Genomic DNA, 19,878 nt, shown 5'->3' with positions numbered 1-19,878 from the left:
TCAGCCTCGCAAGGTCTGGGTACGGTCGGTCTTGATACTACCGAAATTCCGGTAGACGTTGACCAGAATGGACAAGCCCACAGCCGATTCCGCGGCTGCGACGGTGATAATAAAGAACACCTGCAGCTGGCCGACGAGCTGCTGCAGCTCATGGGCAAACGCCACAAAGGACAGGTTCACGCCGTTCAGCATGAGCTCGATCCCCATGAGCATAACCAGAGTGTTGCGACGAATACAGATGGCCAAAAGCCCCATACAGAATAGCCAGGCCGATAGAATGTGCAGAAGAACACCGGTATCCATCAGTCCACCTTTCTTTTGGCCAGAACCAGGGCACCGGCAATGGCGACCAGGAGCAGCAACGAGATCAGTTCGAATTGAAAATAGGCCTGCGAAAAGAGCAGGCCGGACACCGCCACGACGTTGCCGCCTATCTCTTTAATCTTCTGCACGGAGTAAATGTCCGGGGTCGGGAGTCCGGTTTCCTGTGACCAGTTGAAAAATGCGACGGCCAGAAATCCGACGAGGCCCAGGCTCACGCCCAGGGCGGCATAGGTTTTCCAGGAGGCAAAATCAACCTCTCCTTTTTCCTCTTCCATGTTCAGGAGCATGATGGAGAAAACGAAGAGGACCATCACCGCACCCGCATAGACGATGATCTGCAGGGCGGCCACGAAATGAGCTCCGATGAGAGCGTAAATACCGCCCAGCGCGACCATCAAGCCCACCAGCGAGATCGCGCTGCTGATGGGATTTTTGGCGAAGATCATGCCGAGGCTCAGCAGCATGATGATAACGGCGAGGACCAGGATCACAGGATTAACCACGGCCTTTGACCTCCCTTTTCAAATGATCGAGATCATAGAAGGCTTCTGCCCGGCTCGTGGTGGCCAGTTCGTAGTTACGGGACAGCTTGATCGCATCCTTGGGACAGGCTTCCTCGCACATGCCGCAGAAGCAGCAACGCAGAGCATCGATATCGAAGCTCTTGGGTTTCTTTTCTTTGCGCACCCCATAAACGTTCTCTTCAGGGTCCCGTTCCTCCGCGATGATGGTGATGCATTCCGCAGGACAAACGGTCTGACAGAGATAACAGGCCGTGCAGTTCTCGGTCTTGTTTTCATCGACCGAAATAAAATGCATGCCGCGGAAACGCTGCGAGTAGTTGCGTTTCACTTCCGGATACTGAATGGTCGTGGCCTGACCTTTGAACAGGGTCTTATAAAACTGTTTAATGGTCACTTTCAGACCAACCGCCAGGGCCGGGAGATAAAACTTATCCCAGTAGCCTTCCTTGCGTGTAACAACTTTGGTTGCCATATCACACCCCTACCAATGCAATGACGATCGCGATGAAAAGCAGGTTGGCCAGGGCGATGGGGAAGAGAATCTTCCATCCCAGATTCATCAGCTGATCGAATCGGAAGCGGGGCAAAGTCCATCGGACCCAGACAAAGAAGAACATCACGCAGCCCACCTTGAAGATGAAGCCGAGTGCCTGAAGGATCGCGATCAGGTTTTGTGTTCCAACAGTGCCCAAACCGAAAAGGCCGGCGACACCGTTCGACAGGAGCCCCAAACCGGGCAGCAGTGCATAGCCGCCGGCGAAAAGAGTCACAAAGAGCGAGGCCGCCATGATCATCGCCACATATTCAGCGAAGAAGAACATGGCGAATTTTGTCGCGCCGTATTCCACGTGATAACCGGCCACCAGCTCCGAATCGCCTTCCGGCAGGTCGAAGGGCAGGCGGTTGGTTTCTGCGAAAATCGCAATCAGGAAAATAATAAAGGCGATCGGGTTCATGAACATGCCCCAGCGCGGGATCACGCCGAACCAGTAGTGTTCCTGGTATTGAACCATCGCATTCAGATCAAGCGTGCCATAGATCAGCAGCATCGAAACGAGCGACAGACCCATACCGATTTCATAGCTGACCATCTGACTGCTGCCGCGAAGCGCGCCGAAGATCGCATACTTGTTGTTCGAAGCCCAACCGGCCAGCATAAGCGGATAGACTTCCAGGCCGGCAAAGGCCAGCACCGCAAGGACGCCCATATCCAGCTGCGCGATCTGCAGAGGCACTTCCCGCCCCCCAATGATCATGTAGCTGCCAAAGGGAATCGCGGCAAAGGCTGCCAGAGGCGCAACGGCCGCGATGGCCGGTGCCAGGTGATAGAGGAACTTGGAGGCCTGAGCCGGAACAAAGTCCTCCTTGAAGACGAACTTGAGCACGTCCGCCACCGGCTGCAGAAGTCCAAAGGGACCCACCCGGTTGGGGCCGATCCGTCCCTGAATCCAGGCCGAACCACGACGTTCGAACCAGACCATGACCGGTACAGCATTCAGGGTCACACCCAGCACAAAGATCAGCTTCAGAGACAGAGCGATGCTATCAAACAGAGTCACGGGCTACCTCACGCGCGGCCAGGACAGGTGCGTTGGCTTTCAAGCGCATCCCATCCAGAATTTTTTTGACCGAAGCACTGGCACCATGAGCCTGAACAACCGCTTCAAAGCTTTGCGTGACACCATCACACTGGATGAAGGTTCCGGCTTTTTCCACGGAGCCCAGGCCGGGCATGACCGCTGCAAAGCGTTCCACTTCAGGACTTGTGAAGACACCCCAGGCGATTTCCACCTGGCCCAGTTTTTGTGCCGGTATCGCCGCGCGACCCGAGCGGAAATAAATGGCCACATCAAAGCCCTGGTCCTGCTCCGTCAGCGGATGCAGACCCAAAAGCTCCATGCCTTTGGTATTCGGCGTTTTATCCTTGCGACGGAGGAGGTGATCGATCGGCTCATCGTCGGTCGACGTCCGCACCCCGTTCGTTCCATTGTGGAAACGCGGCACTACCTCACCCTGGGTAAAGCCGGGCAGAATCTGCATCAGCGTGGCCGCCTCTTCACTCGTGGCATCGGTGCCGATGACGAGCAGCGTGCGTTTCGCGCTGGCCAGAAGCGGCAGAAGCCAGGACACCAGGGTTTCCCAGTTGGTGGCGACGAGCTGTCCCTGCGCCCGCAGCATGGGATGCAGTATGCGTTCCCGGTGCTGATAGGTGTGGAACGAGACGCGCCCCTCATCACAGATCCAGTGACCGTTCACGGCTTCATTGTGCCGGGCCCGATACCGATAGATGACGTTTTTTTCCTGATCAGCATAGATCGAACAGCCTTTCGCACAGCCGTCACAGATCCCGGTTTTTTCCTTCAAAAACCAGACGCGCTTTTGAAAGCGGAAGTCGTTGAAGGTGATCGCACCGACCGGGCAGATATCGGCGATATTGCCCTGATACTCGTTGAACATCCCCTCTTCCAGCGCGGTGGTCAATTCCTTGCGCCAGCCGCGGCTGTTCATCAGAAGTTCATTGGTCTTCGTCACATCCTCCGTGTAGCGCACGCAGCGCTCGCAGTGGATGCAGCGGTTCATGTTGAGGGTCAGACGGTCCGACAGAGGCTTGGTCTGGGCTTCGACAAAGACCCGCTTTTCCTCACGGAACTCGCTCGTTCCGGGACCATATTCGTAGTTGTATTCCTGCAAAGAACATTCACCCGCCTGGTCACAGACGGGGCAATCCAGCGGGTGGTTGGTCAGAAGGAATTCCATCACGCCGGCGCGGCTCTTGCGAACCTTCTCCGACTGCGTGTGGACGACCATGCCATCCGCTGCGGGCGTGGAACAGGCCGTCATCAGTTTCGGGGCCTTTTCCACTTCCACGGTACACATGCGACAGGTACCCGCGACCGGCAGGCCGGGGTGATAACAAAAACGGGGAATGCCCTGATCGATATGCGCGCGTTCAGCCGCCCGCATGATGGTATCACCGGGCTGGAATTCTATGGCCTGCCCATCGATCGTAACTTTGGGCTTAGGGGTTTCAGTCGTACTCATTCCTGACTCCAATCAAAGCCGGGCGCTGGCGTGGTGGTCGTGCGGACGGACGTAATGCTCTGGCTTGGATGGACAGCGCCCCAGACGCACATGCTCTTCAAACTCCGCACGGAACTTGCGAATTGTCGACAGGGCAGGACCGGTCACCGCATCGGCGAAAGCACAGATGGTTTGACCCGCCATATTTCCGCAAATAAGCGCGATTTTATCGAGGTCCGCAGCTGTTCCCTGCCCCGCTTCAATACGGTTGAACATGCGGGCCAGCCAGTGGCTGCCCTCGCGGCATTGACTGCACTGACCGCAGGATTCGTGCTCGTAAAATTTCAAAAGACGGGCAGCGGCCTCAACAATACAGGTCTGATCATCGATGACGATCACACCGCCGGATCCGGCCATGGTTCCTGCCTTGGCCAGACTGTCAAAGTCCATCGCGACATCGATCTCATCCCCGCGCAGCATCGGAGCCGAGGCTCCACCGGGAATCACGGCCTTGACGCTGCGTCCGCCGCGGACACCGCCGCAGTGGGCAATGAGATCCTTGAGGTTCATATGAATAGGAAGTTCATAGACGCCGGGTTTTTCCACATGACCGGACACACAGAAAAGGCGCGTTCCACCGGAACGCTCGGTGCCGATCGCTGCGAATTTCGCCGCGCCGTCCTTAATAATCGTGGGCACCGCACAGAAGGTTTCCACGTTGTTCACACAGGACGGCATTCCAAAGGCGCCGACCTGAGCGGGAAAGGGTGGTTTCAAACGGGGTTCCCCGCGACGGCCTTCGAGGCTGCTCAAAAGCGCCGTTTCCTCGCCGCAGATATAAGCTCCGGCACCACGATAGACTTCAATGTCAAAGTTCCAGTGGCGGCCTTTCACGTTTTTGCCCAAAAGGCCGGCCGCACGCGCTTCCTTGATCGCCGCTTTGACGATCTGCGTCTCGTGATAGAATTCACCACGAATATAGATGTAACCCTGACTCGCGCCGATCGCATGCGCCGCGATGATCATGCCTTCGATCAGCATATGGGGATGCTGAGTCAAAAGCAGACGGTCTTTAAAAGTTCCAGGTTCGCCTTCGTCCGCATTGCAGACAAGGTACTTGGGTTTGGGATTCCCCTGAGCGTCCACCGGATTCTTCGGCATGAATGACCACTTCATCCCGGTGGGAAAGCCGGCACCGCCGCGACCGCGGAGGTTGGATTTCTTCACCTCGTCGATCACAGCATCCGGTGTCATGGTCAGGGCATGGTCGAGGGCCGCATAGCCGCCAACCGACTTATAGAAGGCCAGGGTATGGGAATCCTTGGCTCCGTTGTGTTTGGTGAGCAAGAGTTCAGCCATCGAGCAGCTCCTTATCCAAACGATCCATCAGCTGGTTCAGCGATCTCTCGTCCAGATTTTCATGATAGTCATTATTCACCTGAACCACGGGAGCCGTGCCGCAGGCGGCCAGGCATTCCACAGCAGTCAGCGTGTAACGACCATCCGGAGTCGTCTCGCCCTCATGAATGCCGAGTCGTTTTTCAAGGCACTGCAGAAGGTGGTCGGCGCCGCGCAGATAGCAGGCGATGTTGGTGCAGATCTGAACGTGCTGCTTGCCGACGGGTTGGCGGTTGTACATGGTATAGAACGAGACCACTTCCTCGACCCGGGCTACGGGCAGGTGCAGAAAGCCGGCGGCTTCCTTGATGGCTTCCTTCGAGATCCACCCTTCCTTTGCCTGAATTTCATGCAGAAGCGGCAACAGCAGGGCTTGCTCGGTTGGAAACTGCGGTCGCAGTTCGTCGATGCGCTGACTGATATGTTGATCGATAATCATAACGGGAAAGCTCCTGTACAGCCAATCTCAACGGTCGAGTTCGCCGGCGATGATGTTCAAACTGCCGAGCACCGAAATCGCATCCGGGATCTTGGCCCCTTTGACCGAATGCTCAAAGGTTTGGAAGTGCAAAAGCGATGGTGACTTGATTTTGATACGCCAGGCCTTGGGACCACCGCGACTCACGATGTAAAAGCCGAGTTCGCCGTTCGGTGACTCGATACAATTGTAGGCCTCACCCGGCGGCACATCGATGCCTTCCATGAATATTTTGAAGTGATGGATCAAGACTTCCATCTTTTCATAAACGTCTTTTTTCTCGGGGATGCGCACGCGCCGATCCTCGACCCACAGAGGGCCTTTGGGCAGCTTCTGCATGCACTGCTGCAGAATGCGGATGCTCTGCCGCATCTCTTCCATACGCACCAGATAACGGTCATAGACATCACCGTTCTGGCCAATCACCACATCGAAATCGAGTTCCGAATAGGTGTAGTAAGGACGGTCCCGACGCAGGTCGAAATCCACGCCCGAGGCGCGCAGGCAGGGACCGGTCACGCCGAAGTTAATGGCTTCTTCCGCCGTCAGGGTTCCCACATCCTTGGTCCGATCGACCCAGATACGGTTGGTGGTCAGAAGCTTCTCCACGTCTTCCAGGGTGCGCGGCAGGCCGACGACGAATTTCGCCATCTCGCTGGCGAAGTTGTCCGGCAGGTCGTACATCATCCCGCCGATCCGGGCATAGGATGTGGTCAGACGCATCCCGCACATGCCTTCGATCATCGTGTAGGCTTCCTCCCGCCAGTGGTACAAGTACCAGAAGCAGGTCAAGGCTCCCATGTCGAGGGCGTTGATGGCCACACAGATGATGTGGTCGATGATCCGCGCGAGTTCCATACAGATCACGCGAATCCATTGGCAGCGCTCGGTGACGGTGATGCCGAGCAGGTCCTCGACCGCCATCACATAAGCGATGTTGTTGGCCAGAGCCGAACAATAGTTGAGGCGGTCCGTATACACGATCCACTGATGATACGTGCGATTTTCCGCCAGTTTTTCGATCGCGCGGTGGAGATAACCGATCTCGCAGGTGGCGTCCTCGATCACTTCACCGTTCACGCGACACATGGCGCGGAGCGTTCCGTGCATGGCCGGATGGGAGGGACCGATGTTCACGAGCACGTTCGGATTGTAAAAATCCGCCAGGCTCTGCCGTTCCTTGACCAATTGTTCCCGCAGCTGCGCGGTTGACATATTCTTCACATTGGATTGAGTCATGGTGCACTGTCCTTCAGGCGTTCGGTGGCAGCACGGGGAGCAATGCGGGCCGGCAGCGAGTCGCTGAACGGCTGACGATCCTTAAGCTCGTATTCCTTGCGCAAAGGATGGCCCTGGAATCGTTCGTCCATCATGATGCGACGAAGATCCGGGTGACCTTCGTACCGAATGCCAAAGAGGTCATAAACTTCGCGTTCCAGCCAGTTGGCGGCACGCCAGATACCCGTCAGAGTCGGCAGGGATTCATTCTCGGCGACCAGCACCTTGAGGCGCAGACGGATGTGATATTTCATGGAATAAAGCTGATAAACACCCACAAAACGCTTCTGACCATCCTTCTGATCCACGTTGTCGTAAGCGGTCAGGTCGGAGAGGCGATCGAAGAGGAGTTCCTTGTCGTCCCGAAGGTCCTTGGCGAGTTTTGGGAGCTGCTCGGGCTTGTTCAGCCACAAAACAGTCTCCTGAATGCGATCACGCTCAAGTCGAAACTCCTTGTAGGCGGCTTCGAGATGAGCGTGCATTTTGTCCTGTCTTTCGCGAATAAGGGGAACGGGGTCACTCATTTCGGTTCACCTACCTCTTTCGTTTCCTGCGAACCCGCAATGAGCTGATCGGATATCACCTTGCGATAGCTCATCGCATTCACGGCCTCCTCACGGGTCAGCCGATGCATGCGCGGACGCGGGGCGCCTTTTTCCACGACATCCTGCAAACGGAGGATGGCGTAAATCAGGCCTTCCGGAATCGGCGGGCAGCCAGGGACATAGATATCAACCGGCATGATTTCATCGATGCCTTGCAAAACGGAGTACGTATCAAAAATTCCGCCCGACGACGAGCAGGCGCCCATCGCGATGACCCATTTGGGCTCGAGCATTTGGTCATAGATCTGACGGATGACAGGGCCCATCTTGTTGGTGATGGTTCCGGCCACAAGCAAAAGATCAGCCTGCCGTGGGGCAAAGCGCACGACTTCCGAGCCGAAGCGCGAAATATCGTAGGTTCCCGACAGGGCGGACATCATTTCAATACCACAGCACGATGTCCCGAAAGGCATCGGCCAGAGTGAGTTCTTTTGGGCCCATTTGACGGCGAAATCCAGTGTCGTTGGAATAACGCTGGCGCTTCCATCCTTAGCCATAACAAGCCTCCTTTAGTCCCAATCCAGGCCGCGACGGCCCAGCAAATAAAAATAACCTGCAAGGAGAATCACAAAAAATGTGATCATCTGCAGCAGGATAAAGGATCCCTGGGACAGGAATTTCTTATAGACGATCGCCCATGGATACATGAAGACGACTTCAACATCGAACAAGAGGAATACTATGCCGACGACATAGTAGCGAACAGAGAATTGCTGTCGTGCGTTGCCGACCGGTGGCACGCCACACTCGTATACGTCGTAATGCTGCTTTACCTTTTCACGGATACGGGCCCCGAGGAAGTGGTTGGCGGCGATGAGGACGATACCAATGATGGCACCGATAGTCATTAGGATCAAAATCGGCAGATAGTGGTAGGAGTCTGGATCAACCCACATGCGCGGCCATTCCTTTCGCACAGATGAAGCCTAAATGAGGTCGGAAAACAACCATAGATTCCTTGACTTGTCAACGAAACCCCTCATGGATCTGGCTTTTCATGGTCCGTCGCGTCACGTGATCGCTTGGACTAGCCAAAAAGATATAGGAGCTCGTCGATAAACCCTTCTATTGTGACACATGTTCACTCAAGTTTTCGCGCATGACTTTAGGATTTATGGGGGCCAAACCCAGAAAGGTCGCAGCGAGAGTCGGTATTGAGTGAGCCTGGAACCTGGGACCACGGTGGGCAACAAGCGTTTCCCAAGCGGCCTCCAGTTGTCTTCACGCAAAAACTACCCACGCATCTTCTATCAGCAATCGATTGGATGCAACACGTCGCTTCTGCTCTATGAAATTCCCGAATCGACTCCCGCCGCACTTTGTTATAGATATTTACAAAGAAGCAGAAGGTACAAAACAACAGTCAGATCTCACGCATGCGTGGGACCAATTTCACATGGAGGTGCCATATGAAGGGACACAAGCGTTTGCTGTCCGGACCCGCTGGCCGAGGATGGGCCGTCCTGTCTTTCACTCTCATGCTTGCGACTCCGGCGTTTCCTGCGGCTGGGACGCGGGTTGAAGCGGAGGCCGGCACGGGTGGTGTTGCGGTTCAAGTTTCGGCCGGGCAATGGCCTGGGGCTCATGCCAGCATGCCGAAGGTCTTTGCGACCGAGGCCGGCTTGAAAATTGTCACCGCTCAGGGCCGCGAAATAAGCGTACCCAGCGGTAACCCGTGGCAGGATAAATTCTTCACGCTCTGGTGGAAACTGCACGACCCGCGGAACGGTTACTTCAGTTCTTACAATTTGCCTTATCACGCTGTGGAAACTCTGATCGTGGAGGCTCCCGATCATGGTCATGTCACAACGAGCGAGACGTTCAGTTACTGGGCCTGGCTCGAAGCGATGTATGCCCATTACACGGGTGACTTTGCCCCTCTTCGTTATGTTTATGATCGCATCGATTCCTATGCGGTGCCGCCCTACCAGCCCTCAATCCAATCCTACAATCCCCAGTCTCCTGCCACTTTCGCACGGGAGAACAGCACACCCCAGGCCTACCCTTCTCCCCTGGAGGCCCAGGTCAGCGTCGGCCAGGATCCGCTGGCGGAGGATCTGAAGCGCACCTATGGCGATGGTGCGATCTACGGGATGCATTGGCTCCTTGATACCAGTAACTGGTATGGCTTTGGGAAGGACGACTCTGGGAAGTCGAATGAACCCGTCTGGATCAATACCTTTCAGCGCGGGCCGCAGGAATCCGTGTGGGAGACGATTCCGCATCCTTCCATTGAAGAGTTCCGCTTCGGTGCCCCCAACCAGGGTTACTTAAGCCTCTTCATTCAAGATGGATCCGGTTACAAGCGGCAATGGCGTTATACCAATGCTCCGGATGCCGATGCGCGTCTGGTGCAGGCCACCTGGTTTGCCCGCAATGTGGCCAGGGAGCAGGGCCAGGCGGCGGCCATTGAGGACCTGACGGCCAAAGCCTCGCGCATGGGCGATTACCTGCGCTACGCAATGTTCGATAAATACTTTAAACCGATCGGCTGCCACCAGCTCACCTGTCCTGGCGGCAAACACTATGAAAGCGCCCACTATCTTCTGGGTTGGTATTATTCATGGGGTGGTTCCCATCCGGACGATAGCGCTGCGCGCTGGTCATGGCGCATCGGCAGCAGTTCCGCGCATTTTGGTTATCAGAATCCTTTGGCCGCTTATATCTTAAGCGAGGATCCGGAATTCATTCCGCGCTCGCAGGGGGGACAGCAGGATTGGGCGCAGAGCCTGGATCGTCAGCTGGAATTTTATCAGTGGCTGCAGTCCGAGGAAGGGGCCATCGCCGGTGGCGCCACCAACAGCTGGGCGGGAGCCTATGCCGAACATCCGGCTGGTGTGTCCACCTTTCACGGCATGGCCTATGAAAAGGATCCCGTTTATCTGGATCCTGGTTCCAACTCCTGGTTTGGCTGGCAGGCCTGGTCGATGCAAAGGGTCGCGGAACTTTATGCGCTGACCGGTGATGCCCGGGCGGAAGCGTTGCTGAATCGCTGGGTCCCCTGGGTGATGAGCGTCACGCGTCTTTTGCCGGACGGTGGTTATGAAATTCCGGCAACCCTGGTCTGGAGTGGCCAGCCGAAGTCCCAATTGAGTGTGAAGGTCATGGATCATACGCAGGATCTCGGCATTGCCTCCGCTTTGGCCAAAACCCTGATGTTTCATGCTGCCGGTCGCGCCCGCCATCAAGGGCAGGTGGATCACGCTGCGCGGGATCTGGCCCGGGAACTGATGGAACGCATCTGGAAGCATGAGGACGCGAAAGGCCTCTCCGTCCCGGAAGTGCGGAAGGATTATCATCGCTTCTTTGATCCGGTTTATGTTCCATCCGGTTTTCAGGGAAAAATGCCGGATGGCAGTCTCATCAATAGCAGCGCGACCTTCATCAGCCTGCGCTCGCGTTATCGTGAGGATCCGGACTTTGCCCGGGTGGAAAACTACCGGGCCGGTGGTCCGGCGCCGGTGTTTCACTATCACCGCTTCTGGGCTCAGGTGGAAGCGGCGATGGCTTATGCGGAGTTTGATCGTCTCTTCGAAGGTCAGTAAGCATTCCACTGGCTGATGCTCTGGAAAATCCAGAGTGTCAGCCGGTAGGTGCCATAAATGGAAAGTCCCAGGGCTGCGATCAAAACCAGCCCAATGAGGCTGACGAACCAGAAATCCTTGCGCGCCGCTCGCGGTTGCCTCAGGTTCCGTTCGAGCAGGCGCACATTGCGTTCGTTGGATTTATAAAAGGCATCGAAAAGATCGCCGAACACGGGAATCGCTCCGACCACCATTTCCACGAGAACATTAAAGCCCATCCGCACCAGCGTCCAGCGCGAGGCCCCCATTTGGAAAGCCAGTCCGATGATCCCCATGGACAGCGCGGAACCGATGACATCACCGGCCCAGGGAATCAAACCAATGACGGCATCCAGCCCAATCTTGAATTGCGTGCCTGGAATCCGAATCGAGCTGTCGAGCAGCCAGGCGAGACGCCGAATCAAAGCTTCCTGACTTTCCCGCGACTGGGGGTTCCTTGTGTTCAAATTCCAGCTCCTTGTGCCATGTCCAAGGCTATTTCGCGCCACCATTGTCCTGCTCCCGGCCCACCGTTGCATGAGCCATCTGATTCACCGGGACGTTTCACCCAAAGAAAGGCGTCCACGCCCTCGGTGTCGGTTTGCAATGTAGGTGTCCGGCCCAGGGCCCGTGACCTTGGATTGCACCAGACCCCCTCTGGATCCGGACCTCGTCCATTGCGACTGGTATCAATCACAAAGGTTTTTCCGGTCAGCCGTGACCGGATGGTCCTGCCGTAACTTATATTGGACTCAAGCGTCTGAAAATTGGAAACATTCAAAGCAAATCCATCAGCCGCCATCGCTCCTGCTTGCAAAAGGCGTTCCGCCATCACATCCGCCGGATGCCAGGCAGGATGGCCCGCATCCAAATAAACCCGTGCACCCGGCGCTTTTTTCAAAATTTTCACAGCATCCTGGAGCAGAGTCAAACGTTCCGACTGACCCGCGGGCGCAAGACAATCCAGCTGAGCTACGGCGTCCGGTTCCACAATCAGCAGAGCCTTTTGGGAACCCAAACCGCTGACGATGGATTCCACCCACTGCCGATATTCACTCGCCAGTGTCCCACCCGCGGAATGGGATCCACAGTCGCGATGAGGAATGTTGTAAAGAACGAGCGTTAAAATTTTTCCAGTGGCCTGACCCGCGAGACGCCGCACGGTTTGTTCCACATCCCCGCTCCACCCACCGAGCCAGTGGGCCATCGGTTGATCGGCGATGTATTGAATCCGCCGGTACGCCTCCGGATCGGACTCGCGCAACGTGCGGGCATCATTCGCGGCCGCCGATTCCGGATCGACCCAAAGTTCATGACTGGGAGCTGCTAACATGTGTTGGGATACAGGCGCAGAGTGTGAAGAGTCTCCGGATCGTTCCCCACAGGCCCAAAGCAGACCAATTGCGACAGCGCTGCCGCACAACAGTTTCATGCCATTCATTATGTTTATCCTTTGGTTTGACATTACGAGTGCGGAGATCAAAATCGCGAGTTCGCCGCGAAAAGTCAAGGGCTGGAGTGAACTGTCGCCTCTTAGAGAGCGATCCGTACTTCATGGCCGGAGCCGCTGGCAACAACGGATCCCGAGGGAAAGAGAATACTGATGTCGAATGGCAACAGCTGCGCTTCCGTATACGCCTGGGCCATCTGATTCCAACGCAGGCGTGCTTTCCAGGTGCGTAGTTCCCTGGCAACAACTTCCATGCCGACCCCACGCCCCGAGACTTCGGACACATCTTCCGCTGTGCTGAAGCCATGCATGAAGATACTCTGCACAAGCTGTTCGGGATCCTGGGCCAGAGCTTCCCGGAGACCAAGCTGCATCGCGCGGTTGCGAATTTTTTCCAGATTCAGTCCACAGCCATCATCCACGTAATCCAGAATGAATCCACGTCCCTGGGGACGGAAGGTGATGGTCACCTGACCGCGCTCAGGCTTGTTCGCCTGGCGCCGCAGCTCCGGAGTTTCAATCCCATGATCGAGGCTATTGCGGATCATATGCACGAGGATATCATTCACCGCCTTGGCGAGCGCGGCATCCATGAAAAGTTCATTCGGAATATCGAAGTGAATGGTGGGTGCCGGCTTGTTCAATTGCGCGGCGATTTCATCAAAGCCATGCACGAGATCGGCAAAATACGGCTGCGCCTGGCGATAGCTCATCATTTGAATATCCTGCTGCAGCTCCGGCAATTCCAGGGCGGCGTGCTCAGGCGACAGATGTTCCCAGCGGTTTTTAAACATCCGCCAGAGTCGGGGATGAACATTATGCTCCGTCTGTTGCTCGGCACGGCTCAAGCGGGCCACCACATCGGTCTCGACATTTTCAATATGATGAAGCGTATCCAAAAGATCCTGCAGGATGAACACGATCTGTTCGCTCTCCATGTTTTCCGAACGCCGTTTCAACTCCTCGAATTCCTTCTCCACCTGATGGGCATTGTCGGCCAGATCCTGCAAATCAAAGGTGCGGGCGTTGCCCTTGATGGTATGCACCTCGCGGTAAAGACCTGTGATCTGCTCATCCGTCAGCTGTCCCACCTTCATCGCCTCCACATAGGGGCGAAGAGCATTCTGGGCGCCCACCACAAAATCCTGGATACGTGGGACCGAACCGTTCAACACGGCTTCAACGATTTTGCTGCGCAGCTTGGCCCGCTGCGATTCCCGTTCGAGCCGCTTGACCTGTGTGACATCACTGATGGTGAGCAGCACCCGGGTGATTTGATTATTCTCGGCCATGACCGCACTCCAGGTCAGGCCCAGCACCTTGATGGAGCCGCGGATGGAAGCCTGGAATTCCTTCACCAGAAGATCGCTGTTGATGTCAAAGTTCAGAACGGGCTCATCAAAGCTCAGGGCCAGCACACTGCGCATCTGGGCCTGAACATCCATGGGGACCGACGAATGGGCGAAGAGCAGCTGAAAGATATCCCGGCCTTCGATATTCCCCGTTTCCAGGATCCGTTCCAGAGCCAGGGAATACTCAGGCAGTATGCGAAAGCTGGCATCGAAGGCCATGATGCCTTCAGGCAGGCTCTGCAGAATCAGGCTGAGATTCTGCTTTTTCTCATAAAGGTCATGCGTTCGCGCGGCCACGGTTCTTTCCAGATTCTGATTGACCTCTCCGACATGCATCAGGAGCTGACGGTTCTGGGTATAGGTTTCGGCAAAGATCACGGCAGTCAGGTAAAGGATCGAGGTGGTGGAGATCAGCGTGCCGAGGAAGATGAGGCTCGTCGAGTGGATCAAACCAAGAGCCAGAAGAATATCATGCACGCTGCAGACAAAAAAGGTCGCTTCCCCGAGCAGCAGGATAAACAGCCGCGAGTTGGCCCTGAACGCATGCCAGCAGTTCCAGACCAGATGCATGGCCATCCAGAAGCTATAAAGGAAGGTGACCTTGCGAACGATTTGGAAGATGAACATATTGAAATTAAACGTCATGGCCACGAGAAGGCCAGCGAGGGCGGCCACCACGATGAAATTGATGCGGTTGATCCGGGGCGTGGCCTTCCAAAAGTATTGCGAATAGGTCACATGTCCCAGGGCCAGGCAGTTGATGCCAATATAGTGCAGAATCCAGAGCTTTTCGGGGTCCACAAGTTTGATCATGTTGTCATGAGGAAAGGCATAGAAGGGGAAAATGCCGATACCCGTAAGCCCGGCCGCGAGATAAAGCGCATAGCGCGTTCTTGCATAAACGGCCAGAAAGAAGAGACCGAACACCAGAAGGACATAGGCCGAGATATTGCGCAATTCACCCGCAAAGAGCTGATAAAACGTGATCACCGGGTCAAATTCCCGATACGGCCGCAGCTGGAACGGCAGCTGATAAACTCCCATCATGAGCCGCGTGTCCACCCGCATGGTGATGACATGCCGGGTTTCCGTAATTTCGAAAACCACCGGAATCGGCTGAATGGAATGATACTGCTCATGCGTGTGACGGCCCTTCCGCGACATGATCTCCTTGCCGTCGAGGAAGATCTGCAGCCGGCTCATATACGCATCCACGTAAAAAACCGCTTTTTTCCCGATCAGCCGGGAATGGAACCGAAAGTTGCCGCGATACCAGCCCACTTCAAACGTTTCCCCATCCTCATAGGCGTTGTTCCAGGTGCCCGGGGCGTCGATCGTGATCCACGAACTGGTGTCGGTTTCCGGATCCTTATTTTGTGGCAAGTCTTCGCGTGTGAAGAGCCAGCGGCCTCGCAGATCCAGGGGACGCTTGAGCGATCGCACCTTGATGTCGCAGGAAAAGCAATTCTCACGGCTTTCGGCCACGAGAAGTCCGCCCCACAAAAAGCAGGAGAGCAGGGCGAAAATCAGCTTTCTTGTGCTTCGCACCAAAACGTCATCCTTGTTGAGATCGGTCCTGAGGAGTTTTTCGGCTCAAAAGCTTTGGATCATGAATGACGTTTTCGTTCGGATAGCGAACGGCGGAGAGCCGGGGCAGGACAAAAGTTCACAAATTATGAAAGCGACCAAAATCCGGACCGCACGTCCGCTCATGGTTGTTGCCTTTCAGAAGGTCCTGGACTTGTCTATACTGAGTCGATGGAAAATAAGGGAGGTTCCCGGATGCTTCGATACTTTGCATGTCTTCTTTTGACCCTTGGCGCCTGTCAATCAACCTCGGCCCCAACCAGCCAGGACAAGGCTTCTGCGGCCAATGAGGATAAGGGTCCCCATGTCAACGATCTGGTGAAACCAAATCAGGAGAAGTGGCTGGCCGGTCAGGTGCAGAATCCGGCCAAAGCCAAAATCACCAAACTCGTGGTCTTTGGCGATGCCCTCTCCGATCCGGGGCATCTGAACAAGCTCACGAACGGTGCCGCGGTTCCTCCGCGCGTCTACTACAAATCGCGCTTCAGCAATGGCCCCATCTGGCCGGATTATGTGGGCGGTGGTCTCAACTGGACGCTCGATAATTTTGCAGTGGGCCTTGCCGAGACCCGGCAGACCGGAACGATGGGCGAAACGGATATCCCTTCCCTTTTGCAGCAGATCAGCAATAACAAAAGCGAACTCAAGAAAATGGATTTTGCCAGCACGCTGGTCGTGGTCTGGATCGGGCCTCAGAATTATGTTCGCAACGCGGTGAAGGCTCAGGACGCCAATCAAAATCCTGTGAGCGAAATCCTCGACCGACAGGTGAAAGAGGCCATCAGCGATATTCAGGATGGCATCGAGGATCTCAAGGATATCGGCTTTCGGCACTTCGTTATCGGGACCATGCCCGAACTGGGCGGCCTCAATCGCAATCCCAAGGATCCTCCCAAGGCGAGCGATGCCACGCTTTATGCGGCGACGGCAGCGCACAATACAGCGCTCCGTGCCATGCTGAAGGAACTGACCAAGGATATGCCGGAAGTAAACATCACCATTTTCCAGGCTTATGAGATCAATCAGAAGACGACGGAAAATCCAAAGAACTATGGCTTCAATCGCATTGATGCGCCCTGTTTTGTCGGCAGTTTGCAAGGTCGCTTCGATGGGGCGAAGGCATTCTGCACGGATCCTTCCGGATTCAAGTATTGGGACTACGTGCATCCCAACAGTAAAATGCAGTGCATCTATGCAAGTCAGTTCCTGGCTGATATCAGCGCGGCAGGCAAGGTTGCCGGTTATGATCAGACCAAAGCCCTGGCCCGTTGCATGGAATTGTGATATATCCTAAAGAGATCCACATTCCCTAGAACGAGGTTTTCGACGTGCGAGTGCCTGCTCTTTTGTTTTCCCTTTGGCTGGTCGTCCCTTCTGTCCAGGCGCGGAGCAGGACGGCTGCCGCCGCCGAATATGGTCCTGGCCAGGTGCTTGCGGCTTTGCGCGAACTGCGGGAACAGCGTGGTGATCCCAGTCCTCCGAAGCTCTCCGTCTGTTTGAAAAGTTCCTCGGGTGGGCAGTGGAGTGATCTGCAAGCTCACTTTTACTGCTGGCTCAAACCTGATCAGCGGGCCTGTTTCACCGGAGCAGTCGATGGCGAGTTCAAGGACCATCCGGAATTGAAGGGCAACTATGATAGGGCCTTTACACATTGTCAGGAGGCCAAGGGACGCGCCTATGGGATCAACTTTGATCGGCCGATGGCGCGACTGACCGCTGAGCAGGCCGAGGTCTTCAAAAATGTTCTGTATCGCCAACCGATGTTTTCCAAGGACGATCAGCGCAAGATTCTGGAGGCGTTCTATGCGAGCGCTGCTCCCGAACGCAAGTCCTTCCCGGCGCCCGCGCCTGAACCCACGCCGCCGCCTCCGGCCATGAGCATGTCGGCGACGCTCGTCAATCCCGATATGGGCGACATTGAAAATGCGACACCTGAGGCTGGATATCCCAAAACCTGCCAGGTGAAATCCGCGCATGCCCGCGCGCTGCAAAAGCCGGATTCCAAAAGTCCCATCGTTGCCATCCTGGATCCCACGACGATCCAAGTCACCGGCCCGGCTCAGGCGTCCAGTGGAACGGATGTCCAGCAATGGTATCCGGTGGAATTTCCACACAAGGGCCGGCTCGTGAAGGCCTGGCTGACTGTTTCTCTCGTCAACTGTCGGATGTGATCAACGCAAGGGGTTTTCGGAGAGACGCTCAGCATCAGGCCGCGGGAACGCCTGCAGCAGCCTGACCGTATAGGGATGCAGAGGATTCTCTGCAAGCTCCCCCGCTGTCTCCATCTCCACAATGCGGCCGCCCGACATCACGGCTATACTATCACAAAAATCCAGAGCCAGCGGCAAATCATGGGTAACCAGAATCACCGAAAAGCCCTGCTTTTCCTGTAGATCCCTGAGCCGTCCCAATATTTCCGCTTGCGTCACCACATCCAAGGCGGTGGTCGGTTCATCCATCATCAAAAGCTGCGGCTCCAGGGCCAGAGCCATGGCGATCACCACGCGCTGGCGCATGCCGCCCGACATTTCAAACGGATAGGATTTCAACACACGCCGCGGCAGTCCCACCCAATCCAGAAGTTCGTGACAACGGGTCAGCTCCTGCGTCCGGGTCCAGTCGGTATGCACCCGCATCGCATCGACCAGCTGGCGTTCCACCGGCATCACAGGATTCAAAGCGTCGAGTGAACTCTGGACGACCAGAGCGATCTCGCGCCAGCGCACTTTGTTCAGGCCTTCCTCATCCAGTTGAAAAAGATCCCGGCCCTTCCAGAAAATGCGGCCGCCCGCGATATACGCCGGCGCCCGGAGACTGCGGAGGATGGCCCGGCACAGCGTGGACTTTCCGCAGCCGGATTCGCCGACGAGGCCCAGAATTTCCCCGGCCCTGATGTCGAGGCTGATACGATCCAGGCAGAGGATGTCCTGCTCCGCATCCGCAAAGGCCACACTGAGATTTCTAATTTCCAGCAACCTGGCTTCGTGCATAACGCAACTCCCTGGCAAGTGGTGTGATGCCGATGGCCCGTTTGAACGGATCCTGCAAACGGCGCCGCAGTATGGTGTCCGCCCGCAAACCGGGATTGTTTACCGCATCCACCGCATAGGACACGAGCGTGAGCGCACTGCAGGACAGGGCAATGCCAAGGCCGGTTGGCACGAAGATCCACCACGAGCCGGTGAGCAGGGCCGCATCATTGCTGGCCCAGTAAAGGTTGGTGCCCCAGCTGATACGATTCATATCCCCAAGGCCCAAAAATTCAAGACCCACCTGCGCGCCGATCGCATAAATCACCGAACCGATCACACTGGAGGCAAACGAAGCGAGAAGATTCGGCAGAATTTCAAAGCTCAGAATGCGCAGCCGCGATTCCCCGACCATTTCTGCGGCCAGAATAAAATCCTTGTTGCGCATCGAGAGCGCCAGACCACGGAAGACGCGGGCCGTCCAGGCCCAGCCGGTGATGGTGAGGACCAACAGCAGAGTCCAGGGCCCGGACGGTAAAAACGCTGCCAGAACAAACGCCAGAGGCAGACCCGGAATCACGAGAACGATATTGATGAAAAAGGAGAGGATGCGGTCGATCCTCCCCCCGGCGTAACCCGCCATCAGACCGATGAAAGCTCCCAGCGCGGTCATGGCAAATCCCGTGATCAAGGCCAGACTCAGGGACGCGGCCGTCCCGGCCACAGTCTGACGCCAGACCTCCTGACCCTGCCCATTGGTTCCCATGGGATGTGCCCAGGATGGGGGCAGCAGAGGTTCCGCGGTGTATTCCGTCGGATCACCGATCACAGCGAGCAGAAGCCATGAGCCCAAAAATAAAAGTGCGAGTAGCAGCAGGCCCATGCGCGACTCGGGATGATCCCTCAAGGCGCGCGCGAGGGGTGTCTGCCGGAAAGATTTTGCAAATTCCTTCATGCCCGTGCTCCTCGGGTGCGGGGGTCAAGCCAAAGATAGGCGAGGTCCACCAGCCAGTTGGCCAGCAGAACCGCGACTGTGATGCAAAAGAAGAGGCCCTGCATAAGGGGGAAGTCCTGGTTGCGAACGGCCTGAACCAGAAGATAACCTTGCCCCGGATACGAAAAGACAATTTCCGTCAGCATCGATCCGGCCAGAACATAACCGATGGCCATGCCAAGGCCCGTGATATTCGGTAAAAGGGCATTGCGCATCGCATAACGATAGAGCACCGCTTTCTGAGGCAGTCCCTTGGTTTGGGCCAGGCTGATGTACTCCGTTCCCAGCACGCTGATCATGGCATTGCGCATGTTCAAAATCCAGCCGCCCATCGT

20 protein-coding genes are annotated in these 19,878 nt (G+C 56.1%); 3 read left to right on the top strand and 17 right to left on the bottom strand.

From position 1 onward, the window contains the following. Genes nuoK through OLTU_RS10115 form a run of 11 tightly spaced genes read right to left on the bottom strand, consistent with a single transcriptional unit; the run spans nt 1 to nt 8,524 of the window. Complete coding sequence (nuoK, locus tag OLTU_RS10165) at nt 1-303, bottom strand: NADH-quinone oxidoreductase subunit NuoK (RefSeq protein ID WP_141732648.1); 303 nt, start codon at nt 301-303, stop codon at nt 1-3. Then, entirely contained in the window at nt 303-827 is a 525-nt protein-coding gene (locus OLTU_RS10160) for an NADH-quinone oxidoreductase subunit J family protein (RefSeq protein WP_141732647.1), read from the bottom strand. The genes nuoK and OLTU_RS10160 overlap by 1 nt, the downstream gene beginning before the upstream one ends. Next, a complete protein-coding gene (locus tag OLTU_RS10155) occupies nt 820-1,320 on the bottom strand; it encodes a NuoI/complex I 23 kDa subunit family protein (RefSeq protein ID WP_141732646.1) in 501 nt (166 codons plus the stop codon). Before OLTU_RS10155 ends, OLTU_RS10160 begins: the two co-directional genes overlap by 8 nt. A 1-nt stretch (nt 1,321) precedes the next feature. Next, nucleotides 1,322-2,407, bottom strand: coding sequence for an NADH-quinone oxidoreductase subunit NuoH (gene nuoH / locus OLTU_RS10150; protein WP_141732645.1), 1,086 nt, complete (start codon nt 2,405-2,407; stop codon nt 1,322-1,324). Further along, nucleotides 2,394-3,890 (bottom strand): NADH-quinone oxidoreductase subunit G, encoded by a 1,497-nt coding sequence (locus OLTU_RS10145; protein ID WP_141732644.1) that lies wholly within the window; start codon nt 3,888-3,890, stop codon nt 2,394-2,396. The genes nuoH and OLTU_RS10145 overlap by 14 nt, the downstream gene beginning before the upstream one ends. A 12-nt stretch (nt 3,891-3,902) precedes the next feature. Further along, the gene (nuoF, locus tag OLTU_RS10140; protein WP_141732643.1) at nt 3,903-5,228 is read right to left on the bottom strand and encodes an NADH-quinone oxidoreductase subunit NuoF; all 1,326 of its coding nucleotides are present in this window, start codon (nt 5,226-5,228) and stop codon (nt 3,903-3,905) included. Continuing rightward, nucleotides 5,221-5,706, bottom strand: a complete 486-nt coding sequence (gene nuoE / locus OLTU_RS10135; RefSeq protein ID WP_141732642.1) for an NADH-quinone oxidoreductase subunit NuoE — start codon at nt 5,704-5,706, stop codon at nt 5,221-5,223. Before nuoE ends, nuoF begins: the two co-directional genes overlap by 8 nt. 27 nt (nt 5,707-5,733) lie before the next feature. Further along, entirely contained in the window at nt 5,734-6,984 is a 1,251-nt protein-coding gene (gene nuoD, locus OLTU_RS10130) for an NADH dehydrogenase (quinone) subunit D (protein ID WP_218109955.1), read from the bottom strand. Further along, complete coding sequence (locus OLTU_RS10125; RefSeq protein ID WP_141732641.1) at nt 6,981-7,547, bottom strand: NADH-quinone oxidoreductase subunit C; 567 nt, start codon at nt 7,545-7,547, stop codon at nt 6,981-6,983. The genes nuoD and OLTU_RS10125 overlap by 4 nt, the downstream gene beginning before the upstream one ends. After that, on the bottom strand, nt 7,544-8,125 hold the full coding sequence (locus OLTU_RS10120) for an NADH-quinone oxidoreductase subunit B (protein ID WP_141732640.1): 582 nt from the start codon (nt 8,123-8,125) through the stop codon (nt 7,544-7,546). The genes OLTU_RS10125 and OLTU_RS10120 overlap by 4 nt, the downstream gene beginning before the upstream one ends. A gap of 12 nt (nt 8,126-8,137) precedes the next feature. Next, on the bottom strand, nt 8,138-8,524 hold the full coding sequence (locus tag OLTU_RS10115; RefSeq protein ID WP_141732639.1) for an NADH-quinone oxidoreductase subunit A: 387 nt from the start codon (nt 8,522-8,524) through the stop codon (nt 8,138-8,140). A 513-nt stretch (nt 8,525-9,037) separates the two neighbouring features. Between OLTU_RS10115 and OLTU_RS10110 the strand changes: the two genes are divergently transcribed. Then, nucleotides 9,038-11,173: a glycoside hydrolase family 48 protein gene (locus OLTU_RS10110; protein WP_176736496.1), complete on the top strand. Its 2,136-nt coding sequence runs from the start codon at nt 9,038-9,040 to the stop codon at nt 11,171-11,173. Here the strand turns inward: OLTU_RS10110 and OLTU_RS10105 are convergent. The 3 genes from OLTU_RS10105 to OLTU_RS10095 all read right to left on the bottom strand — a co-directional run bounded on the left by OLTU_RS10105 (nt 11,167) and on the right by OLTU_RS10095 (nt 15,541). Next, nucleotides 11,167-11,658, bottom strand: a complete 492-nt coding sequence (locus OLTU_RS10105; RefSeq protein ID WP_176736495.1) for a DUF4112 domain-containing protein — start codon at nt 11,656-11,658, stop codon at nt 11,167-11,169. The two genes, OLTU_RS10110 and OLTU_RS10105, sit on opposite strands and share 7 nt — an antisense overlap. Beyond that, the gene (locus OLTU_RS10100; protein WP_176736494.1) at nt 11,655-12,524 is read right to left on the bottom strand and encodes a glycoside hydrolase family 6 protein; all 870 of its coding nucleotides are present in this window, start codon (nt 12,522-12,524) and stop codon (nt 11,655-11,657) included. The genes OLTU_RS10105 and OLTU_RS10100 overlap by 4 nt, the downstream gene beginning before the upstream one ends. A gap of 200 nt (nt 12,525-12,724) precedes the next feature. Further along, the gene (locus tag OLTU_RS10095; protein WP_141732635.1) at nt 12,725-15,541 is read right to left on the bottom strand and encodes an Hpt domain-containing protein; all 2,817 of its coding nucleotides are present in this window, start codon (nt 15,539-15,541) and stop codon (nt 12,725-12,727) included. A 234-nt stretch (nt 15,542-15,775) separates the two neighbouring features. Between OLTU_RS10095 and OLTU_RS10090 the strand changes: the two genes are divergently transcribed. Next, nucleotides 15,776-16,864, top strand: coding sequence for an SGNH/GDSL hydrolase family protein (locus OLTU_RS10090; protein WP_176736493.1), 1,089 nt, complete (start codon nt 15,776-15,778; stop codon nt 16,862-16,864). A 44-nt stretch (nt 16,865-16,908) separates the two neighbouring features. Then, the gene (locus OLTU_RS10085) at nt 16,909-17,751 is read left to right on the top strand and encodes a hypothetical protein (RefSeq protein WP_141732632.1); all 843 of its coding nucleotides are present in this window, start codon (nt 16,909-16,911) and stop codon (nt 17,749-17,751) included. Here OLTU_RS10085 and OLTU_RS10080 read toward each other — a convergent pair whose 3' ends face one another. From OLTU_RS10080 to OLTU_RS10070, 3 genes are all read right to left on the bottom strand, one after another. Then, nucleotides 17,752-18,570, bottom strand: coding sequence for an ABC transporter ATP-binding protein (locus OLTU_RS10080; protein ID WP_141732631.1), 819 nt, complete (start codon nt 18,568-18,570; stop codon nt 17,752-17,754). After that, the gene (locus OLTU_RS10075; RefSeq protein WP_141732630.1) at nt 18,542-19,504 is read right to left on the bottom strand and encodes an ABC transporter permease; all 963 of its coding nucleotides are present in this window, start codon (nt 19,502-19,504) and stop codon (nt 18,542-18,544) included. Before OLTU_RS10075 ends, OLTU_RS10080 begins: the two co-directional genes overlap by 29 nt. After that, the coding region (locus OLTU_RS10070; RefSeq protein WP_141736771.1) for an ABC transporter permease at nt 19,501-19,878 on the bottom strand (378 nt) is incomplete at its 5' end. The genes OLTU_RS10070 and OLTU_RS10075, both read right to left, overlap by 4 nt.

The organism is Oligoflexus tunisiensis (assembly GCF_001748245.1).
GTDB classification, from domain to species: Bacteria; Bdellovibrionota_B; Oligoflexia; order Oligoflexales; family Oligoflexaceae; genus Oligoflexus; species Oligoflexus tunisiensis.
Note: the sequence above shows the minus strand (reverse complement) of the source record. Positions and strands in the feature narration are given on the sequence as shown.